The organism is Streptomyces sp. 8L (assembly GCF_020176795.1).
In the GTDB taxonomy this organism is placed as follows: Bacteria; Actinomycetota; Actinomycetes; order Streptomycetales; family Streptomycetaceae; genus Streptomyces.
This window is the reverse complement of the sequence record NZ_JAIUKE010000257.1, coordinates 1-17,778: the sequence shown is the minus strand read 5'-3', so window position 1 is coordinate 17,778 and position 17,778 is coordinate 1. Positions and strand designations below refer to the sequence as shown.

The window sequence follows — 17,778 nt, the reverse complement described above, 5'->3', positions numbered from 1 at the left end:
ACCTCGGCCAGTTGGCGTGCGGTGGGCGTGGCGCGGCCGCGCAGCAGGAAGCCGCTGAGCTCGACGGTGCGGTCTTCGGGGACAATGCGGCGCGCGGTGAGCGCGCCCCACTTCCACCGGGTGTCGGAATCGGCGAGTACGGCGACCCGGACCGCTTGGCGTGTACGTGATGGCACGTCGTGGACGTTAGAAAGCCAATTCGGGCGGCGGCCCAACTCCATGGCAATAAAGGGTTAACAGAACGTCTACGAATGGGGAAAGCGGCCGTTTCCCGGGGTGCTTTAGAACTCCGTCACACGCCGTTCACCCGCCGTATGCCGGATCGTGGGGATTCGGGCCGTGGCAGCCCCTAGCGTCACCGGAGTGGTCAAGCTCTCCGTCATCGTGCCGTACTTCAATGTGCGGCCCTTCATCACCGAAGCACTGCGCAGCCTGCGTGCGAACGTCACCGAGAACGACGAAATCGTTTTCGTCGACGACTGCTCCACCGACGGCACGCCCGACGCGGTGGCAGCATTCGCACCGCAATTCCGCTGCGAGGTACGCCAGATCAGACACGAGAAGAACAGCAGTATCGGCACCGCGCGCAATACGGGCCTGCGTGCGGCGAGCGGGGAGTACCTGACCTTCCTGGACGGTGACGACTGGCTGGCGCGGGACTACCTCCCGGCCCTCGTCGCCGAGATCGACAAGCTGGGCGTCGACTTCATCCGCACCGACCAGGTCCGCTGCACGGCCCGGGCGCGGACCGTCTACCGCGCGCCGATCGGCCCGCGCGGCACGGTGCTGCGACCCCGCGACCTGATCCTGCCCGACACCCGCTCCACCTCGGTCGACTACCCGTACTCCTGGGCCGGACTGTTCCACAGGCGGCTCTACGAGGCGGGCCTGATGGCCTTCCCCGAGGGCCTGCACACCGCCGAGGACCGGCCCTGGATCTGGAAGCTGCACCGCGAGGCCGAGTCCTGCGCGGCGGTCAACCAGCTCGGCTACTACTACCGGCGCGGCGTCCAGTCCTCGCTGACCCAGATCGGCGACACCCGCCAGCTCGACTTCATCGCGGCCTTCGACCAGCTGCTGCGGGAGACGGCCGAGGACCCGGAGGCCGACCGGCTGATGCCGAAGGCCGTCCGCACGTACTGCGCGATCATCACCCACCACCTGGGCCAGATCGAACGGTTCGAGCCCGGCGTGGCCCGGCAGCTGAAGTCGATGAGCGCCGCCGCCCTGCGCAGGATGCCGCAGGACGTGCTCGACGACACCCTGACCTCTCTCGACCACCGGCGCGCGGGCCAGCTCGTCAAGCTGCGCCGCCGCCAGGCTCCCGCGGAGGCGGCCGCATGACCACCCGTATCTTCCTCGCGTCCACCCTCTACGGGGCGGCCACGCTGGCCGCAGCCCTGGACGCCGGATGCTTCGAACCGGCCGCCCGCACCATCCTGCTGGTGTCGAACAACGCGGCCAACCCCGAGGCCACACCCGGGCTCGACGAGATGTCCGGCTTCGAGCGGCTCCGCGACCGGTTCGACGAGATCCTGTCGTGGAACGAGGCCATCCACCCCTTCCACCCCGGCGCCTGGTCCCCGGGCCCCGACGACGTCGTGCTGTGGGAGCGGTACCTGCGGCTGCTGTGGAACCTCGGCGACGACGCCGTGCACCTCGTCGCCGAGTCGATCCAGGTGGTGCCCGCGCTGGCCGTCACCGACATCTTCACCGGCGCCGCCATCGACATCTACGCGGACGGGCTGATGAGCTACGGCCCCACCCGCAACAAGATCCCGCCGCTGATCGGCACCCGCATCGGCCGCGTCCTCCACCTCGACCTCGTACCCGGCCTGCGGCCCATGCTGCTGCGGGAGTTCGGCGCCGAGCCCACGGTCGTACCCACCGAGGTGTTCCTCAAGGTCCTCGCCGAGATCGGCGCGGACGCCCCCGACCTGCCGGGCATCCCCGACACTCCGGGCGAGCCCGAGTCCGCGGCCGGGCCCGGTGCTCCTCCGGCCGACGAACGCCCCGCGCTGCTGCTCGGCCAGTACCTCTCCGCGCTGTCCATCCTCACCGCGGACGAGGAGGAGGACCTGCACGTGAAGATGGTGCGCGGCGCGCACGGACTCGGCCACCGCCGCGTCGTCTTCAAGCCCCATCCCACCGCGCCCGCGCGCTTCTCGCGCAGCCTGGAGGAAGAGGCGGAACGCCTCGGGGTGGAGCTGACGATCGTGGACGCGCCGGTCATCGCCGAGGTGCTCTACCAGCGGCTGCGCCCCGGCCTCGTCGTGGGCTGCTTCTCCACGGCGCTGTTCACCGCCGCGTCGTTCTACGGGCTCCGCGTCGCGCGCGTCGGCACGGAGCTGCTGCTCGACGGGCTCACGCCGTACGAGAACAGCAACCGCGTCCCGGTGACGATCTGCCACGAGCTGCTGCCCGACGTCACGGACCGCGCGGCCGTCAGGGAAGGGCCACGCGACCCGGCCGCGGCGGGCCTCGCGGGGCTGCTCGCCGCGGTGGGCTTCGCGATGCAGCCGAAGGTCAACCCCGACCTGCGGGAGCGTGCCACCGACTACCTGGGCGCCCACCAGGACGCCCGCACGATGGGCTACTTCAAGCGCCGCCGCCTCACGGTCCTCGACCTGCCGGGCGGGCTGCCCGCGCGCATGGCGTTCATCCCGCGGGGCCCGCGCGTACGGGGCGTCGTGCGCCGCGTCAGGTCGCTGAAGCGGCTGGCGGCGGGGGAGAGCCGGGGGTGGCGGGGGCGGGGGGGGGGGCGCCCCCCCCCGGGGCGCCCCCCCCCCCCGGGCCCCGCCGGGGGGGGGGCGGGGGGGCGGGGGGGGGGGGGGGGGGGGGGCGGCGGGGGGGGCGGGCCCCGGGGGGGGCCCCCCCCCGGGGCGCCCCCGCCCCCCCCCCCGGGACCCCGGGTGTGTCCGTACGGTTCCGGAGGGACGCCTCTGCCGGACGTACGCCCGCGCCGGCGATCAGGGGTGCGGGCGCCGGCCCCAGGCCGCGTGGTGGGACAGGCACAGATCGCTGAAGTCCGGGTGCTCCACCAGGGCGGCGAACTCGGCGAGTTGGCCCTCGCTGATCCCGTGGACATCGCGCAGGTCCCGGGTGAGCTGCTCGGCGGTCAGCCGCCAGAAGCGCCCCATGGGGCCCGCGCCGACGGCGGACACGGTGACCTCGGCGCCCAGGTCCGTCAGCCCCAGCGCGCGCAGCGGCTGCGGGAAGGTGCGTGCCCAGGCGAAGTCCGTGCCGAGGCGCAGCCGCACCGATTCGGTCATGGCCCGGCTGACCTTCCGGTAGAGCGGGTGCGGCGAGGAGTCGAGGGCGAAGCGCGACATGTCCTCCAGGAAGAGCAGGCCGCCGGGGGCCAGCCACCGCACCACCCGCGCCAGGGCGGCGTCCCGGCCGCGCTGGTGCGAGAAGACCCACCGCGCGTGGATCAGGTCGAACGATCCCTCGGGAAACTCGTCGACCGCCAGATCGTGGCGTACGACCTCCCAGCCGCGCCGCTCGGCGGGCGGCGGGAAGTGCCGGATGTCGGTGTCCGTCGCGACGACCCGCCCCCGCGGACAGTGCGCCGCCAGCCCCGCGGCCACCGTGCCGAGGCCAGAGCCGATGTCCAGGCAGCGGGCGTCGTCCGCCGGGCCGAAGCGGTCCAACTGCCGGAACGTCAGCGGGTCGAGGGCGCGCGCGAGCGCGTCCAGGCGCTCTCCCTCGCCCTCGTGGGCGTGCGAGAACAGCAGCTCGCCGTACCGTTCTGTCGTCGTGTCCACCACAGACCCCCCGGTCTCCCGCTCCACCGGGACCGGTGGAGACCGCCTGCCATGGTCGGCGGCGCGGTGGGCCGCACTCAACGGCGCACTGGAGTGCGCCCCGGCCCGGGCGCGGGGGGGGGGCGGGGCGCGCCCCCCCCCCGCCCGGCCGGGGGGGGGCGGGGCCCCCGCGGGCGCAGAAGAGACGGGGATACGGCGGGGGGCGCCCCCCCCCCCCCCGCCGCGCGGGCTGCTCCGGGCCCTCGGCCGGCGGCGCGGCGGGGGGGGGGCGCCGCCCCCCCCGCCCCGCGCCCCCCCCCCCCCCCCCCACGGCCCGGACGCGCGCCGTCGGAGGCTCGCGCGCCCCCGTCGACGGCGCTTGGGCGGACGTGGCCACAGCACAGGTGAACGTACGGATGAACGTGCTGTGACGACCCCGCGCAACACCGCCTCCACCCTCTGAACCGGGCCTCGGCGCCCCTACGGTGGCGGGGGAGGCACGGGGCGGCGAAGGGAGATCCGGTGACGTCTGCTCCGGACATGAGCACGGAAACGGTCACCGCAGAAAGCGCGGACCCGGACACGACCAGGGGCGCGGGCCCGGACACGGCGGGAAGCGCGGGGCCGGACACGGCCGGGAGCGCGGGGCCGGACACGGCCGGGAGCGTGGACCCGGACACGGCCGGGAGCGCGGGGTCTCCGCGTCCGGCCGGAGACGGTGCGCCCGGCGTGGCCCGGCGGCCCGGACGCCCCGGCGGTGCCCGCCCGGCGCGGCTGCGGGCCCTCGACGGGCTGCGGCTGGTCGCCGCGCTGATGGTGGCCCTGTACCACTACGGGGGCCGCGAGGGCGAGGTCGCGACGGCGTGGGGCGCCTCGCCCGCGGTCCAGTTCCCCTCGATGCACACATGGTTCGCGTACGGCCCGCTCGGTGTCCAGATCTTCTTCGTCATCAGCGGATTCGTCATCTGCATGAGCGCCTGGGGGCGTTCGCTCGCCGCGTTCTTCGCCTCGCGCGTGTCCCGGCTGATGCCGGCGTACTGGTGCGCGGTCGTCCTCATCACCGCCGTCTTCGCCCTGCCTGGCGTGGTCTACCGGACGGTGACGGCGAGCGACGCGCTGCTGAACCTGACCCTCCTCCAGATGCCGGCGGGCGGTCAGCGGGTCATCGGCGTCGACTGGACGCTGTGGGCGGAGATCCGCTTCTACGCGCTGTTCGCGGTGTGCGTGGTGCTCCCGGGTGTGACACGGCGCCGCGTCGTCCTGTTCGGCTCGCTGTGGACGATCGGCGCCGTCCTCGCCGACGCGGCGCACTCCGCGCTGGCCACCCAGATCCTGATGCCGGAGTACGCGCCCTTCTTCGTCGGCGGCATGGGCCTGTACCTGGTCCATCGGGACCACCGCGACCCCCTGGGCTGGGGGCTCGCCCTCGTGGGCTTCCTGCTCGGCCAGCACTATGCCGTGGCGGACCTCTGGCACGCCTCCACCTACTTCAGTTACCGCCACACCGGCGTCATCATCGCGATCGTCGCCCTGGGCTTCGCGGCGGTCGCGGCCGTCGCCCTGGACCGGCTGCGCTGGGCGAACTGGCGCTGGCTGACCACCGCGGGTGTCCTCACGTACCCCTTCTACCTGGTCCACGAGCATCTCGGCTGGGTGGTCATCGGCGGCCTGCACCGCACACTCGGCCTCCCGGCGGCGGCCACACTGCCGCTCACCGTGGCCGCGATGCTGCTCCTGGCCTGGCTCCTGCACCGCGCCGTGGAACGCACGCTGACCCCGCGGCTGCGCGCCCTGCTCACGGGTGCGACCGCGGGCACGCTCCGGCGACCGCCCGGTCGGAAGCCGGCCGATGTCACACGGAGTTGGTCCTCCTGACGCTCCTGCGGGAGGTCTGCCCGCCGAGGTCGGTGGTCAGGCCCAGGGTCTGGCGTATGACGGCGAGACGCTGGAGCAGCTGCGCCTGCGTGGGCCCTCCCGTGCGCGGCTGCGGCGTCGAACCGTCCCAGCGGTGCGTGGGCGCCCAGTCCTCACGCTGTCCGAGCTGCTCCACGGTGCCGTCCGGGCCCTGCCGGGTGACGGCGCCGTGGTTCGGGCCGGTCCCGGGCACGGTCGCCATGGCGGCCTCGACCAGGGCCTGGGCCGCGTGCCGCCAGGTGTAGCGCGTCAGGATCTCGTGGAGCTGGGCGGCGTCGCCGCGGGCCGCGGGCAGCCGGCTCTGCAACGTCGCGATGGCCTCGGCCCACGCCTTGGCGCGCTGCTCCTCGCCGCCCTCGACCTCCTTGCCCGACGCCGGGTCGACGTTGTAGGGAGCGTCGACCACCATGTGCCCGGTCAGGGCCTGGAACTGCTGAAGGAACTCGGCCGCGCCGCTCTCCCCGTTCACCAGGACGGGCACCCCGTTCCCGGCGCCCTCGGTGACGACAAGACCGAACCCCTCGTGCAGGGACGGCATGATCACCGCGTCCTTCCCCTCCCGGTCCCTGTCCAGATCCTCGGGGTTGGGCGTGAACGGCAGCAGGGTGACGCCGCCCGCCCCGAGGCTGGTGACGAGGTTCTGCCACTTCGCGTGGATCTCGGGGTCCTTCTTCGGGTTCGGGCCGCCGCGGATCGTGAGCCGCACGTCGAGCCCGTATCCGCCCAGGGACTGCGGGCGGCGGAGCATCCCGATCGCCGTGACCGCCGCCCGGACGCCCTTGATCGCGTCGGTGGCGCGGCCAGGCAGCAGCAGATCGAGCCTGCGCGGCGGCGGCGCCGAGTGTACGAGCGGGGTCTTGACCTCGGTCCCCGGCACGAACTCGTGGACCGCGGGCACTCGGAAGATCTGCTGCGAGAGCCGTTCCGCCTCCTTCGTCAGGAGTGGACCCACTCCGGAGACGAGGTCGGCCTCACGCATCACCTGGCGTTCGGTCCTGGCCTTCCGGCCGCCCTTCTCCGGCTCCCCCTTGATCTTGTCCAGACGTACGGGGCTGGTGTGCAGGAAGTGCACCAGGCGGGCGGAGGGGTACCAGCCGAAGCACATCAGCTCGGCCGCGGGGCCGGAGAACCGCGAGTGCCCGATGATCATGTCGAAGGCGTCGCGCGCCGCGGGGAGCCCGTACGCCTCCGGCCGGTTGCTCGCGACGAGCTGGATGAGGCGTTCGCGCCCCTCTTTCAGGTCGGGCACCAGGACGTTGATCACCCGGACGCCGTCGTGCTGCTTGACCGTCTGGGCGTGGTCGTACTTCTCCTTGTTGTTGACCGTCAGCAGGGTGACGTCGTTGTCGTGGTGCAGACCCTTGACCAGCTCCATGTTGAAGACGGGGACACCGCCGAGCCCCTGGCCGCTCTCGTCGCAGACGACGAGGATGCGGCGGCGGACCTGCTGGGTCTTCCCGGTCTTTCCGGTCTGCCCGGTCGTCTCCGTGCCCTCGTGGGCCGGGGCGCGCTGCACGGTCGCGGGCCCGGCCGCCATCCGCTGCACCGCGCCGTGGTGGGCGTGCCCGTCCCCGGAGTGGTGGCCGGGGGAGGGGAGTTCGGGCGCGACGGGGCTGTCGGCGAGCCTCTCGTTCGCGGTGGCCTTCCGCTCGAACGGGTCGTCGGGACTCGACCTGAAGGTGCCGTCGCCGTGGTCGGTGCCTGCCACGGGGCCCTTGCGCTGGTCCGAGACATGGGTCAGCTCGTGGAAGAGGGTCTTGTCGTCGATGTCGCCGGTGCCGCTGACGATGTGGTCCCCGACGGTGTAGGCGCGCGCCTGGAGATCCGCCGCGGAGCGCTGCGCGACGGTGTCCGTGTGGAGGCGTACGGCGGAGAAGTCCTCCTTGAACACGGATTCGGCCTTCTCGCGCTGCGCCGCACGCAGCGGCCTTCCGCCCCGGGAGGTCACGCCCTTGATGACGCTGCCCAGGTCGGGCCCGGCCTCCTCGGACGGATCGGCCGCGGCGTCGGCCGCCACAGCCTGGCGCAGCATCAGAACCACCGCGGCGTTGCCCGCCGACCGCTGGAGCCCGAGAAGCCCGCCGGGGCCCTGCGGCGGGGCCCCGGGCCTCGGGGAACGCGCAGGGCCCGCGGCGACCCCCTGGGCCTGGTCGGGCGCTTCCTTCCGCATCATCAGCTTCCTCCGTCGGTGGACAGGGCCTGGTCACCCCCCCATGGACTCTAGGTGGAAACCGGATGGAGCGGAGATGAAGCCCCCAAGAGAAGAGGGGGACTTGAGGCGCATCCGGGACTTGCGGTACATCGGGGACGCGTGAGGCGCCCGTACGGGCCGGACCGGATCGGAGCGGATCGGTCCGGAGCGGGTCGCATCGGGGCCGAGCGCCGCCCTGCCCGGCGCCGACGCCGCCCGGTCCTGTCCTGTCCGGGCGCGACGGCCCTTATGTCCGCCGTCCGCCCTCCGCCGTTCGCCCTCCGCCGACTATGCCCGCCGTCCGCCGTCGACCGACATCGCGATGCCGGTGACGTAGGAGGCGGCGTCCGAGCAGAGCCAGACCGCCGCGGCGGCGGCCTCCTCGGGCGCGGCCAGCCGGCCCAGGGGCGTGATCGCCGTCTGCGCCGCGATCATGTCGGTTCCCGCCGCGACGCCCTCGAACCCGGGTGTGAGGGTCGGACCTGGGCAGACGGCGTTGACGCGGACACCGGCCGCCGCGTAGTCGACCGCCGCGGTCTTGGTGAGGCCGACGATGCCGTGCTTGGCGGCCACGTAGGCGGGGGCGGCCGGGATCGCGTACAGGCCGCCGTTGGAGGCGATGTTGACGATCGCGCCGCCGCCTTCGAGCAGCGGCAGCTCGTACTTCATGCAGAGGAAGGTCCCCGACAGATTGACCCGGGTCACGCGCTCGAACTCGTCCAGGGTCAGCTGGTCGAGCCGCCGGTGGTGCGAGGCCATGCCCGCGTTGTTCACGGCGAAGTCGAGCCCGCCGTACGCCGCGGCCGTACGTTCGACGGCCGCCCGCACGGAGGCCTCCTCGGCGATGTCGACGGTGACGGCCAGGGCTTCCCCACCGTCCTTCCTGATCATCTCGGCCGTCTCGGCGGCCGTGCTCGCGTCGATGTCGAGCACGGCGACCGCGGCGCCGTCACGGGCGAACCGGAGCGCCGCCGCGCGGCCGATCCCGCTGCCGGCGCCGGTGACGAGACCCACCTTCCGCAGGTCGTCGTTCATGCCAGCGCCTCGTGGTTGGCCCAGGCGACCTTGTACGGGTGCCGCGCCTGCCAGCGCCCGATGACCTCGTGCAGGCCGGGTGCGCCGAACGCCTTCGCCAGGGCGTCGGTGTCGGCGAGGGCGATCTGCACGATCACGGTCGCGATCAGCGCCGGTATGGCCTCCTCGCCGGGGATCGGGAGGTGGCGGCGGGCGGCGAACGACTGGACGAGGCCGGTGTCGAGCAGGACGCGTTCGATGTCCGCGAGGTACTGGTCGAGCTCGGTGTCTGGCAAGGGCTGATCGAAGGAGACGATCATCGTGTGCTTGATCATGTGCCAATTCTCGGCGGCCGGTGCCACCGGTGTCCAAGACCGATCGGACATCCGGCGATAACCTGGAGGCATGGTTGAACTGGAGACCCGCGAGCTTGAGTACGTCGTCGCGCTCGCCGACGAACTGCACTTCGGCCGGGCCGCCGACCGGCTCTCGATCGCCCAGCCCGCGCTGTCGAAGGCGATCCGGCGGATCGAGAGCAGGCTCGGCGTCCCGCTGTTCGTCCGCTCCAGCCGGCATGTCGAACTCACCCCGTCCGGGGAGGCGTTGCAGGAACACGGCCGGCACGCGCTCAACGCGGTCGGCGCCGCCGTCCGCAACGCCAGGCGCGCCGCCGACACCCAGGCGCACCTGCGGCTCGTGCTGAAGCCGGGCGGCGACGCCGGCCTGCTGTCCCCCATCCTGGCCGCGTACGCCCGCAGGCCCGACGCCCGCCGGGTGGACATCCTCTTCAGCGGCCCCGCCGACCGCACCGACTTCCTGCGCGAGGGCCGGGCCGACGCCGGCCTGCTCTATGTGCCGTTCGACGATCTCGACGGCCTGGCCCACGAGACGCTGCATGTCGAGGACCGGGTGGCGATCGTCCCCTCGGGCCACCGGCTGGCCGGGCGCGCCTCGGTGCGCCTGGCCGACCTGGAGGGCGAGACGCTGCCGCACTGGAAGGGCGTCCCCGGCGGCGACGGCACGGGCCCCGAAGTGAACGACGTGGTGCAGCTGTTCCACATGATCACGGTGAGCCGGATGATCGGCGTACTGCCCCGCTCGCTGGTCGAGCCCGTCCCGCCGGGCCTGGTCGCCGTCCCGGTGACCGACACCCCGCCCAGCCGCCTCGTACTCGCCTGGAACGAACAGGACCGCCGCCCCCTGCTCGCGTCCTTCGTGGCGGCGGCGCTCGGCACCGCGACCGCTTCCGGGTGAGGCGGCGGGCCGCACGGTCCCTGGTACCGGACACTCCTGCCGCCACCGCCGGGGCGGCGCGTCAGTCCGCCGTGCCCGGGTCCGCGTCGGCCGGCATCCGGGTGAGTCCGATCGCGAACGCCTCAAGCGCGTGGTGGAGGCGCGGCGCGAAGTCGAGTGCGACATGGCCCCAGCGGGGCACCTGCTCGTACAGCGCCGCGAGCGTGGGAGTCGGATGGGCCACCTGCCAGAAGCCGGAGGCCAGGGTGATCGCCACCGCGAGCAGGCTCTCGATCTGCCCGGCCGTCATCGTGCATGCCTGGTCGAGCGCGGCCGTGATCGCGTCGTGGGCCGCGAAGGCGTTGGTCTTGTACCGGCGGGCCCGCTCGATGCCGACGTCGCCTTCGAGGTACAGCGCGACGTGGGTCAACAGGTCGCAGAACACCGGCAGTTGGGCCAGGGTGCCGGCGACCAGGGCGGCGGTCCGGGTGGGGTCGAGCCCGGTGGCACCGCCCAGTTCGCGGCTGATCGCGTCGCGCCACTGGCCCCAGCCGCGCTCGGCCAGTTCGAGGAGCAGCTCCTCCTTGCTCGCGTAATACCGCCGTACGCCGGTGCGGTGCAGGCCGGCCCGTTCGGTGACCGGCGCCAGGGTGACGTGGCGGACGCCGCCGAGTTCGAGCGCGAGTGCCTCCGCCGCCTCCAGCAGGTCTTCCGAGCGGCGCGTCTTGTCCTGGTCGGACCGGGCCCTCTGTCGCATGCCGGAATCATAACGCACGCAGGGATGCGTTACGCCGAGACGCCGTGGTACGGTCCACTTAACGCATCACGATGTGCGTTAACTGCTTGCCGCCACCGTCTCGAAGGGAACCGCCATGAAGGCCGTACAGGTCAGCCGTTTCGGTGAACCGGGCGTACTCGCACTCGCCGACCTGCCCGATCCGGTCCCCGGCCCCGGCCGGGTCGCCATCGACGTCACCCACGCGGCGGTCGGGCTCATCGACGTCTACATCCGGCAGGGGCTGTTCAAGGACCGCGAGGGGCTGCCGCGACCGCCGTACGTCCCCGGCCTGGAGGTCGCGGGCACGGTGCGCGCGCTCGGCGAGGGAGTCACCGGATTCACCCCGGGCGAGCGGGTGGTGGCGCTCCCCGGCGACGGGACGGGAGGGTACGCGTCGGTGTACGTCAGCGATCAGGCGCGCGTCGTGTCGACGGAGGGCTACGTGATCGAGCCCGCCCTGGCCGCCGCCGTCGTACCCAACGCGATCATGGCCCATGCCGCGCTCACCGGCGCGATCCATCTGTCGGCGGGGGAGAGCGTCCTCGTCCACGGCGCGCTGGGCGCCTTCGCGGCGGTCTTCCCCGGCGTCGCACGGAAGCTCGGAGCGGCCAGGGTGGTCGGCACGGTCCGCACCGGGAGGATGGGCGCGGCCGCCGCGACCAGGCTGCCGTACGACGCCGTCGTCGACTCGGCCGAGCTGCCCGGCGCGCTCGACGGCGAGAAGTTCGACGTCATCGTCGACCCCGTGGGGGGCGTGCTGCGCACACAGAGCCTGGACCTGCTCGCACCGTCCGGCCGGCTCCTGCTGGTCGGGAACGCGGGCGGCGACTGGGACCACCGCATCGACGGCAACCGGATCTGGCAGGGCAACATCACCGTCGCCGGGTTCAACGCGGGCGCCTATCTGCCGGCGCACCCCGAGGCCATCAGGCCCGCGGCCGAGGTCGCGCTGCGCGCGGTGGCCGACGGGCTCGCCGACACCGACATCGAGACGCTCCCGCTGGCCGACGCCGCCGCCGCGCACGACAGGTTGGAGCGCCATGCGGCGAGCGGCCGGATGGTCCTCGTCCCGTGACGTGGGCCTGCTGCCCCCTGTGACGCCCCGTGTCGGGCGTGTTCTCCGGTCGTGACGGCCCGCGCCGGGCGTTCTCCGGTCGTGACGGCCCGCGTGCCGGGCGTTCTCCGGTGCCGCGCGATCCGGGACGGGGAGGGCCCCGGACGGCGCGACTGTGCGGAGCTCCCTAGACCGTCGGGATGCTGCCGCCGTCGACGACGTACTGGCTGCCGGTGAGGTACGCCGCGCGGTCGGAGGAGAGGAATGCGACGAGTTCGGCGACGTCGGCGGGGCGGCCGGGGTGCCCGAGCGGGATGCCGACCCGGTCGATCAGTTCCCGGCGGGCCGTTTCGGCGTCCCGGCCGCTGTCGGCGCTGATGCGGTCCAGCCGCCGAGAGACGGCCGGGGTCTCGATGAGCCCGGGGACCACGGTGTTCACCCTGATCCCGTGCTTGCCGACCTCGTTGGCCAGGCCCTTGCTGTAGACGGTCGTCGCGGCCTTCGCCGCCGCGTACGGGAGGGACGCGGCGCCGGGCAGGCGGGCCTGGCCCGACGTGATGTGCACGATGACCCCGTGGTGTCGCGCGATCATGCCCGGCAGCAGGGCCCGGTCCAGGCGGACCGCGGACATGAGGTTGGTGTCGAGGTCGCGGTACCAGTCGTCGTCGGTGGCGTCGAGCGCCCCGCCGGGGAGGTAGGTCTGGCTGCCGGCGTTGTTGACCAGGACGTCGACTCCTCCGAGCAGTCGCGTGGCCCGGGCGGCGAGGTCGGCGGTCCCCTCGGCGGTGGCGAGGTCCGCCGCGACGAACTTCCCGGCGGGCGGTTCGTCCACGGGCGTGCGGGCCGCGACGACGACGTCGGCCCCGGCCTCGGCGAATCGGATCGCGATGGCCGCGCCGATTCCCTTGGTGCCGCCGGTGACCAGGACCCGGACCCCGGCGAACTCGCCGGCCGGCCCGGACGCGGATGTCTCGGTGGTGGATGTCATGGGACAGGGCCCTTTTCGTCGCCCGGCGCCGCCTGACGGAAGGCGCCGGCTGGGTAGGATGCCGCCAACCGTACAACAAAAACGAGAGGTCGCTCTTTTTTATGCCCAGGGTCACCCAGGAGCACCGCGACGCCCGCCGCCGGCAGATCCTGGCCGCCGCCCGCGAGGTGTTCGCGGTCAAGGGCTTCGCCCAGACCTCCACCGGTGAGATCGTCGCCGCGAGCGGACTGTCCACCGGTGCGGTCTACAGCTATTTCCCCAGCAAGAACGACCTGGTGGCGGCCGTCTGCGAGGACGCCGTGGACAGCGTCGTCGACCCCGTCAGCATCCGCGACGCGGCCGAACTCCTCGACCGCGTCCGCGCCCGCCACGGCGGCCACGCCCGGCTGATGGCGCAGGTCTGGGCCGAGGCCGCCGTCAACCCCGGCCTGGCCGCCCAGATCCGGGAGCGACTGGACAAGGACCAGGAGAAGGCCGCCGGGCTGATCCGCCAGGACCGCCGCGCCCGCGGCCTGCCCGACGCGCCGGACGCCCACGGCGTGGCCGGCGCGCTGCTCGCCATGCTCACGGGATATTCGCAGCGCCTGGCCATCGGCCAGGACACCGACACCGCCGCCTTCCGGCAGGCCCTCCAGTCCCTGCTCGGCGACGCGGCCTGAAGCCGGGCGGCCGCGGGCGGGCTCAGCCCACGGTCGGCCTCAGCGTCCGGGGCCGCGCCGACAGCAGCGAGGCGATGTCCGCGCCGTTGGACTCGGTGATCTTCCACAGTTCCCGCTGGCGGCCGTGGACGTCGGCGACCGCCGCGCCGTGGTCGTCCAGCAGGGACACCGCGCGTTCGGTGAGCCGTGCGCCGAGGTGGCGGTCGTGGACCGAGACGCCCCACCCGGGGCGGTCGATGTCGGAGAGGAAGTACGCCATCTTCGGGTGCGAGATCAGGCTGATCACCGGGGTGCCGCAGCCGAACGGGATCATCGTGGCGTGGCCCCGCATCCCGATGACCAGCTTCGTCCGCGCGAACTCGGCCCGGATCGCGTCGTTGTCCGCGTCGTACAGCGGCACCACGGGCAGCGAGATCCCGTGCTCGCGCCGCAGGTCGAACGCGACGCGCTCGTCGTCCAGCGCGTGCGCCACGCACTTGACCTCGGCGTGCTCGCCGATCGACCGCACGGCCCCGGCCAGTTGGCCGAGGAAGTACGCGTAGTCGTGGCCGAACCGCAGGCCCGCCCGGTCGTACGCCGCGTTGATCAGCACCGTGTCGTCGCGCCGCGCCGGATCGGTCCAGCCCTCGACCAGCTGCCGGGTCACCGTCGTCGGGCACGGCTGGTAGCGGACCCTGTCCCGCAGCCCGGCCGGCAGCAGCGCCCGCACCTTCTCGATCGAGCCGTGGTTGCGCAGCCCGAAGAAGGCCGAGCGCTCGACGAGCTTCGTCAGCGACGTGCGGAAGCGGTCGAAGCCGTACGCCTGGCCGTCGAACGCGTTGAAGCCGACCGCGTACACGACGATCGGCACGTCGATCCGCTCCAGCACCTCGTCACCGACGTTCCACTGCCAGCCGCTGTTGCCGTTCGGTGCCGTGTCCGGGATGAACAGGCCGCCACCGCCGATGACGAGCCCGCGCCGCTGGTTGACCCGTCCGAGCGCCGCCTCGTCGAACAGCCGGTGCGCGTGCACGGAGTGCCAGCGGCGCGGGCCGGTGTCCTGGCCGAAGGTGAGCCGTACGGACTCCGGGAGCAGCTTGTCGCCCGCGTTGCCCTGCTGCGGCATGTAGAAGGCCACGTGCGCCAGTTGCTCGTCCGCCGGGCCCTCCTGCACGGGCGGGCGCGGCACGGTGCGCTCGCGCATCAGGCGGCTCGCGCGGTGGGTCGGGTCGACGCCGAGGCCGTCCGTCGCGTAGGCGTGCGCCGAGGTGTCGTCGCCGCCCACCCAGGCCATCTGGGCGAGGCGGCCGAACGCGGTCGCCGCGCGGGTCGGTGCGGAGGTCGCGAGCAGCAGGTGCGCCTCGGCCTCCTGGTAGCGCGACAGGCTCATCAGCGCACGCCCGTAGACCTCGTGCGGGAACGCCTCGTGGACCGGGATGTGCACCGAGCCGAGCGCGGCGGCGGCCTTCTGGTACTCGCCCGCGTCCAGGTGGACCTGGGCGAGGCGGCGGGCGCCGTCGACACTGCCGGTGCGGGCGACGTGCGGGGTGCCGAGGTGCACCACGAGGTCGTGGTGGAGCGTCTTCGGCAGGGTCATGTACGCGGCGCGGAACTGCTCGTCGGTCAGTTCGTAGGAGTGCCAGCGCTCCTCCGCCGGGCTGTAGCCGGCCTCTCCGCCCTGCCACGGCTTGTGGCGGCCGGTGAAGTGCAGGATCGCCGTGTCGTCGGGGACCGGCAGGTCGCCGGAGAGCCGTCGCTTGACGAAGTTGTACCGGGCGTCGAGCCGGACGAAGGCGCCGTCAAGGACGGCGTTGAGGATGCCCTGGTCGTGCTTGTCGAGCTCGTAGTCGCCGCTGCGGCCGGTCGCGTCGATCGTGGCGCAGAACGCGTCGGTCAGGTACTTCCGCTGGATGACCAGCAGCCCGCTGTTGAGCTTGTGCTGCCCGTAGAAGAACTGCGGGACGGCCGCGATCCCCTCGCGCAGCCGCAGCAGTTCGCCCAGGTCGCCGAGGACCACCATGTCGGTGTCGAGCGTGATGATCGTGTCGTAGTCGCGGACGCGGAACACGTCGAGGATGAAGTAGGCCTTGCGGACGAGGTAGTTGTGCTGGTCGCCCTTGGCGTACGAGTCGTAGTGGCCGGCGTTGACGCGTATCAGCCTGATCCGCGGGTGCAGCGCCCGTATCCGGGCTATGGAGGAGGGCCGCAGGTCCTCGTGCAGCACGAGGAAGTCCTCGCACACGGACGGGTTGGTCAGGGCGAGGCTGCGCAGCAGCACGAGGAAGCCCGGCAGATAGTTCTCGTCCACGAAGCTGGCGAAGGCGATCCTGCGCCTGCCGGTGAGGGCGGCGGCGTCGGTGAGACCTTCGGGGCTCGGCGGGGCGTCGGAGGCGGGCGCGGAGGCCGGTACGGTGGCGGGCGCGGTGGCGGTCATCGGAGCGAAATCCTTGTCTCTGTCACGCTGGTGGCGCGCTCCATCACCCACGACTTCTCTCCCCGGTACTCGTGCACCGAGGTGATGGGCTGGCGCATGGCTTCCTCGACGCGGTACGCGCCGCTCTCGTAGAAGTCGAAGCCGAAGAGGTCGAACCTGGGGCTGACGTCGAGGAAGTCGATCAGCCACAGCATGTTGAAGCCGGTGGTGGGGATGGACGGCCACACGTCGGCGCCGACCCGGCCGATGTTCCGCAGCGGCCAGCGCAGCGAGTCGTCGCCCAGGTAGCGCTGCGCGCCGGGCACCAGGCGGTTGCGCAGGGAGTACATCCAGTCGCCCGGGACCCCGCCGAAGACGAGCCGGGTCGTGACCTTCTGGTCCCAGTTGAAGCTGTGCTTGTGGATGGAGGCGTGGACGTCGGTGCGGGTGCCGGTCGCCGGGGCGTCGATCCGGTACGAGTTGAACCGCACCACCACGTCGTACGAGTCGATCTCGGGTCCGAGCGAACTCCTGCCCAGGCTCTGGGAGTTGGCGACCAGACAGATCGACTTGCCGGTGATCTGGTTGCGGAACTCGCCGAGGCTCAGCCAGGTGGTGTCACCGAACGTCGGGTCCTCGATCGGGCCGCGCATCCGGTTCCTGCGCTGGTCGGCGTAGAGGCCGATCAGCTCGCGCAGGTCCGCGGCGGCGCCGTCGTGGTGGCGGATGCGCAGGTCCAGGTAGTCGCCGACGCCCTGCTGGAAGTCGTCCGCAGGGCCGTCACCGCGCGCCATGGCGAGCAGCGCGCCGACGAGGCGCGGCTCGGCGCCCGGCCAGTCGCCCGCGTCGCAGCGGGCGAGGCCTTCCGCCCAGGTGTCGGTGGCGGGGCCCGCGGTGTACGCCGCCGCGCCGGGGCACTCGCGCTCCAGCAGTTCCACGGTCTCCGCCCGGCGCTGCTCGGCGATGCGCAGCCCCGCCACCTTGGAGGCGATGCCGTAGCCGTCCTCGGAGGTGCGGTCCAGGTAGTTCTGGTACGCGGCGACCGACGCGGCCTCCTCGCCCGCGGCCTCCAGGGCCCGCGCACGCAGCCGCCAGCCCGCGCGCGACCCCTTCCGCTCGGTGAGGATGGTCGCCGATATCAGCAGGGCGAGGCGCACCTCGTCCTCGTAGGGGCAGTCCAGCGCTTTGCCGCCCACCTCGATCAGGGTGTCGAGCAACTCGCCCGAGAGCGCCGGGCCCCGGGCGGCCGGCGTCCGCGCGGCGCGGCGGAACAGCCCGCCCGTCGCCCCCGCGCTCACGGCGGCGGGCGTCGCGCCGGGCGCGGGCGCCGTCGCGTACAGGGCCAGTACGGCGCGCAGCCGCTCGGCGAGTTCGACGCGCCGCCGGTCCAGGCCGGCCACGAGCTTGCCGCTGTGCGCGGCGCACGCGCTGAGGCACTCGGCCAGGGTGGTCGGCGGCACCTGCGCCGCCGAGGCACCGGTCTGCGCGGTCTCCACACCCTCACCGCGCGGTCGGGGCCGGGGATTGCGGGCCATAGTCATGCTGCTCCAAGGTCACTGCCCCGCGGCGGTAAGAAGTCGTACGGGGGTCGGAGCACGGTAGGAAAGCCGGACGAAGCAGAAGTGAACAGGGAACGACCGAGGGTGAAACCCGCCAGGCCGTGGGCGCAAAAGCAAGGCAATGAGCGTCGGGAAGAGGTCAACGCGGCGTCAGGAAACGAGAAAAACGGGGGCAGCGGGAAAACGTAGAGACGGGGAAAGGGGCGGCGCCGCGTCATCCGCGCGCGGGAGGCGCGGGAGGCGCGGGGGG

General features: G+C 73.0%; 14 protein-coding genes and 1 pseudogene. 6 read left to right on the top strand and 9 right to left on the bottom strand.

Annotation, left to right across the window (positions count from 1 at the left end):
* Positions 1-221, bottom strand: a 221-nt coding sequence (locus tag LCE31_RS40520) for a DUF6716 putative glycosyltransferase (protein ID WP_374118515.1), incomplete at its 3' end; no start/stop codon positions are given.
* A gap of 142 nt (positions 222-363) precedes the next feature.
* Here LCE31_RS40520 and LCE31_RS21470 point away from each other — a divergent pair.
* Both LCE31_RS21470 and LCE31_RS21465 read left to right on the top strand, forming a co-directional pair.
* Positions 364-1,344 (top strand): glycosyltransferase family 2 protein, encoded by a 981-nt coding sequence (locus tag LCE31_RS21470; RefSeq protein WP_225016570.1) that lies wholly within the window; start codon positions 364-366, stop codon positions 1,342-1,344.
* Positions 1,341-2,717 (top strand): annotated as a pseudogene (locus tag LCE31_RS21465) (polysialyltransferase family glycosyltransferase); the annotation flags it as partial. The gene LCE31_RS21470 and the pseudogene LCE31_RS21465, both read left to right, overlap by 4 nt.
* A gap of 252 nt (positions 2,718-2,969) precedes the next feature.
* On the opposite strand, the gene LCE31_RS41290 reads toward LCE31_RS21465, so the two are convergent.
* Positions 2,970-3,767 carry a class I SAM-dependent methyltransferase gene (locus LCE31_RS41290; RefSeq protein ID WP_225016568.1) on the bottom strand — a complete coding sequence of 266 codons (798 nt, stop codon included), beginning with the start codon at positions 3,765-3,767 and terminating at the stop codon, positions 2,970-2,972.
* Between the two features lie 519 nt (positions 3,768-4,286).
* Here LCE31_RS41290 and LCE31_RS21455 point away from each other — a divergent pair.
* Positions 4,287-5,621, top strand: coding sequence for an acyltransferase family protein (locus LCE31_RS21455; RefSeq protein ID WP_225016566.1), 1,335 nt, complete (start codon positions 4,287-4,289; stop codon positions 5,619-5,621).
* Here LCE31_RS21455 and LCE31_RS21450 read toward each other — a convergent pair.
* The 3 genes from LCE31_RS21450 to LCE31_RS21440 all read right to left on the bottom strand — a co-directional run bounded on the left by LCE31_RS21450 (position 5,599) and on the right by LCE31_RS21440 (position 9,200).
* Entirely contained in the window at positions 5,599-7,833 is a 2,235-nt protein-coding gene (locus tag LCE31_RS21450) for an eCIS core domain-containing protein (protein ID WP_225016564.1), read from the bottom strand. The genes LCE31_RS21455 and LCE31_RS21450 overlap by 23 nt on opposite strands.
* Positions 7,834-8,139: 306 nt before the next feature.
* Positions 8,140-8,886, bottom strand: coding sequence for an SDR family NAD(P)-dependent oxidoreductase (locus tag LCE31_RS21445; protein ID WP_225016562.1), 747 nt, complete (start codon positions 8,884-8,886; stop codon positions 8,140-8,142).
* Positions 8,883-9,200: a hypothetical protein gene (locus LCE31_RS21440; protein WP_225016560.1), complete on the bottom strand. Its 318-nt coding sequence runs from the start codon at positions 9,198-9,200 to the stop codon at positions 8,883-8,885. The genes LCE31_RS21445 and LCE31_RS21440 overlap by 4 nt, the downstream gene beginning before the upstream one ends.
* 70 nt (positions 9,201-9,270) lie before the next feature.
* Between LCE31_RS21440 and LCE31_RS21435 the strand changes: the two genes are divergently transcribed.
* Positions 9,271-10,119 carry a LysR family transcriptional regulator gene (locus LCE31_RS21435; RefSeq protein WP_225016558.1) on the top strand — a complete coding sequence of 283 codons (849 nt, stop codon included), beginning with the start codon at positions 9,271-9,273 and terminating at the stop codon, positions 10,117-10,119.
* Positions 10,120-10,180: 61 nt separating this feature from the next.
* Here LCE31_RS21435 and LCE31_RS21430 read toward each other — a convergent pair whose 3' ends face one another.
* Positions 10,181-10,855: a TetR family transcriptional regulator gene (locus LCE31_RS21430; RefSeq protein ID WP_225016556.1), complete on the bottom strand. Its 675-nt coding sequence runs from the start codon at positions 10,853-10,855 to the stop codon at positions 10,181-10,183.
* A gap of 115 nt (positions 10,856-10,970) precedes the next feature.
* On the opposite strand from LCE31_RS21430, the gene LCE31_RS21425 reads away from it, so the two are divergent.
* On the top strand, positions 10,971-11,951 hold the full coding sequence (locus tag LCE31_RS21425) for a quinone oxidoreductase family protein (protein ID WP_225016555.1): 981 nt from the start codon (positions 10,971-10,973) through the stop codon (positions 11,949-11,951).
* Between the two features lie 166 nt (positions 11,952-12,117).
* Here the strand turns inward: LCE31_RS21425 and LCE31_RS21420 are convergent, their stop codons facing one another.
* Complete coding sequence (locus LCE31_RS21420) at positions 12,118-12,918, bottom strand: SDR family oxidoreductase (RefSeq protein ID WP_225016554.1); 801 nt, start codon at positions 12,916-12,918, stop codon at positions 12,118-12,120.
* Between the two features lie 101 nt (positions 12,919-13,019).
* Between LCE31_RS21420 and LCE31_RS21415 the strand changes: the two genes are divergently transcribed.
* On the top strand, positions 13,020-13,577 hold the full coding sequence (locus tag LCE31_RS21415) for a TetR/AcrR family transcriptional regulator (protein ID WP_225016553.1): 558 nt from the start codon (positions 13,020-13,022) through the stop codon (positions 13,575-13,577).
* Between the two features lie 22 nt (positions 13,578-13,599).
* On the opposite strand, the gene LCE31_RS21410 is transcribed toward LCE31_RS21415, so the two are convergent.
* On the bottom strand, positions 13,600-15,990 hold the full coding sequence (locus tag LCE31_RS21410; protein WP_225016552.1) for a glycosyltransferase: 2,391 nt from the start codon (positions 15,988-15,990) through the stop codon (positions 13,600-13,602).
* Positions 15,987-17,465 carry a glycosyltransferase family 29 protein gene (locus LCE31_RS21405; RefSeq protein WP_225016551.1) on the bottom strand — a complete coding sequence of 493 codons (1,479 nt, stop codon included), beginning with the start codon at positions 17,463-17,465 and terminating at the stop codon, positions 15,987-15,989. Before LCE31_RS21405 ends, LCE31_RS21410 begins: the two co-directional genes overlap by 4 nt.
* Positions 17,466-17,778: the final 313 nt, after the last annotated feature.

What these genes read in the sequence shown, in the direction of transcription:
- LCE31_RS21430 (WP_225016556.1), bottom strand. Translation starts at nt 10,855, where the DNA reads ATGCGACAGAGGGCCCGGTCCGACCAGGACAAGACGCGCCGCTCGGAA.
- LCE31_RS21440 (WP_225016560.1), bottom strand. Translation starts at nt 9,200, where the DNA reads ATGATCAAGCACACGATGATCGTCTCCTTCGATCAGCCCTTGCCAGAC.
- LCE31_RS21445 (WP_225016562.1), bottom strand. Translation starts at nt 8,886, where the DNA reads ATGAACGACGACCTGCGGAAGGTGGGTCTCGTCACCGGCGCCGGCAGC.
- LCE31_RS21455 (WP_225016566.1), top strand. Translation starts at nt 4,287, where the DNA reads ATGAGCACGGAAACGGTCACCGCAGAAAGCGCGGACCCGGACACGACC.
- LCE31_RS21415 (WP_225016553.1), top strand. Translation starts at nt 13,020, where the DNA reads ATGCCCAGGGTCACCCAGGAGCACCGCGACGCCCGCCGCCGGCAGATC.
- LCE31_RS21425 (WP_225016555.1), top strand. Translation starts at nt 10,971, where the DNA reads ATGAAGGCCGTACAGGTCAGCCGTTTCGGTGAACCGGGCGTACTCGCA.
- LCE31_RS21420 (WP_225016554.1), bottom strand. Translation starts at nt 12,918, where the DNA reads ATGACATCCACCACCGAGACATCCGCGTCCGGGCCGGCCGGCGAGTTC.
- LCE31_RS21450 (WP_225016564.1), bottom strand. Translation starts at nt 7,833, where the DNA reads ATGATGCGGAAGGAAGCGCCCGACCAGGCCCAGGGGGTCGCCGCGGGC.
- LCE31_RS21410 (WP_225016552.1), bottom strand. Translation starts at nt 15,990, where the DNA reads ATGACCGCCACCGCGCCCGCCACCGTACCGGCCTCCGCGCCCGCCTCC.
- LCE31_RS21435 (WP_225016558.1), top strand. Translation starts at nt 9,271, where the DNA reads ATGGTTGAACTGGAGACCCGCGAGCTTGAGTACGTCGTCGCGCTCGCC.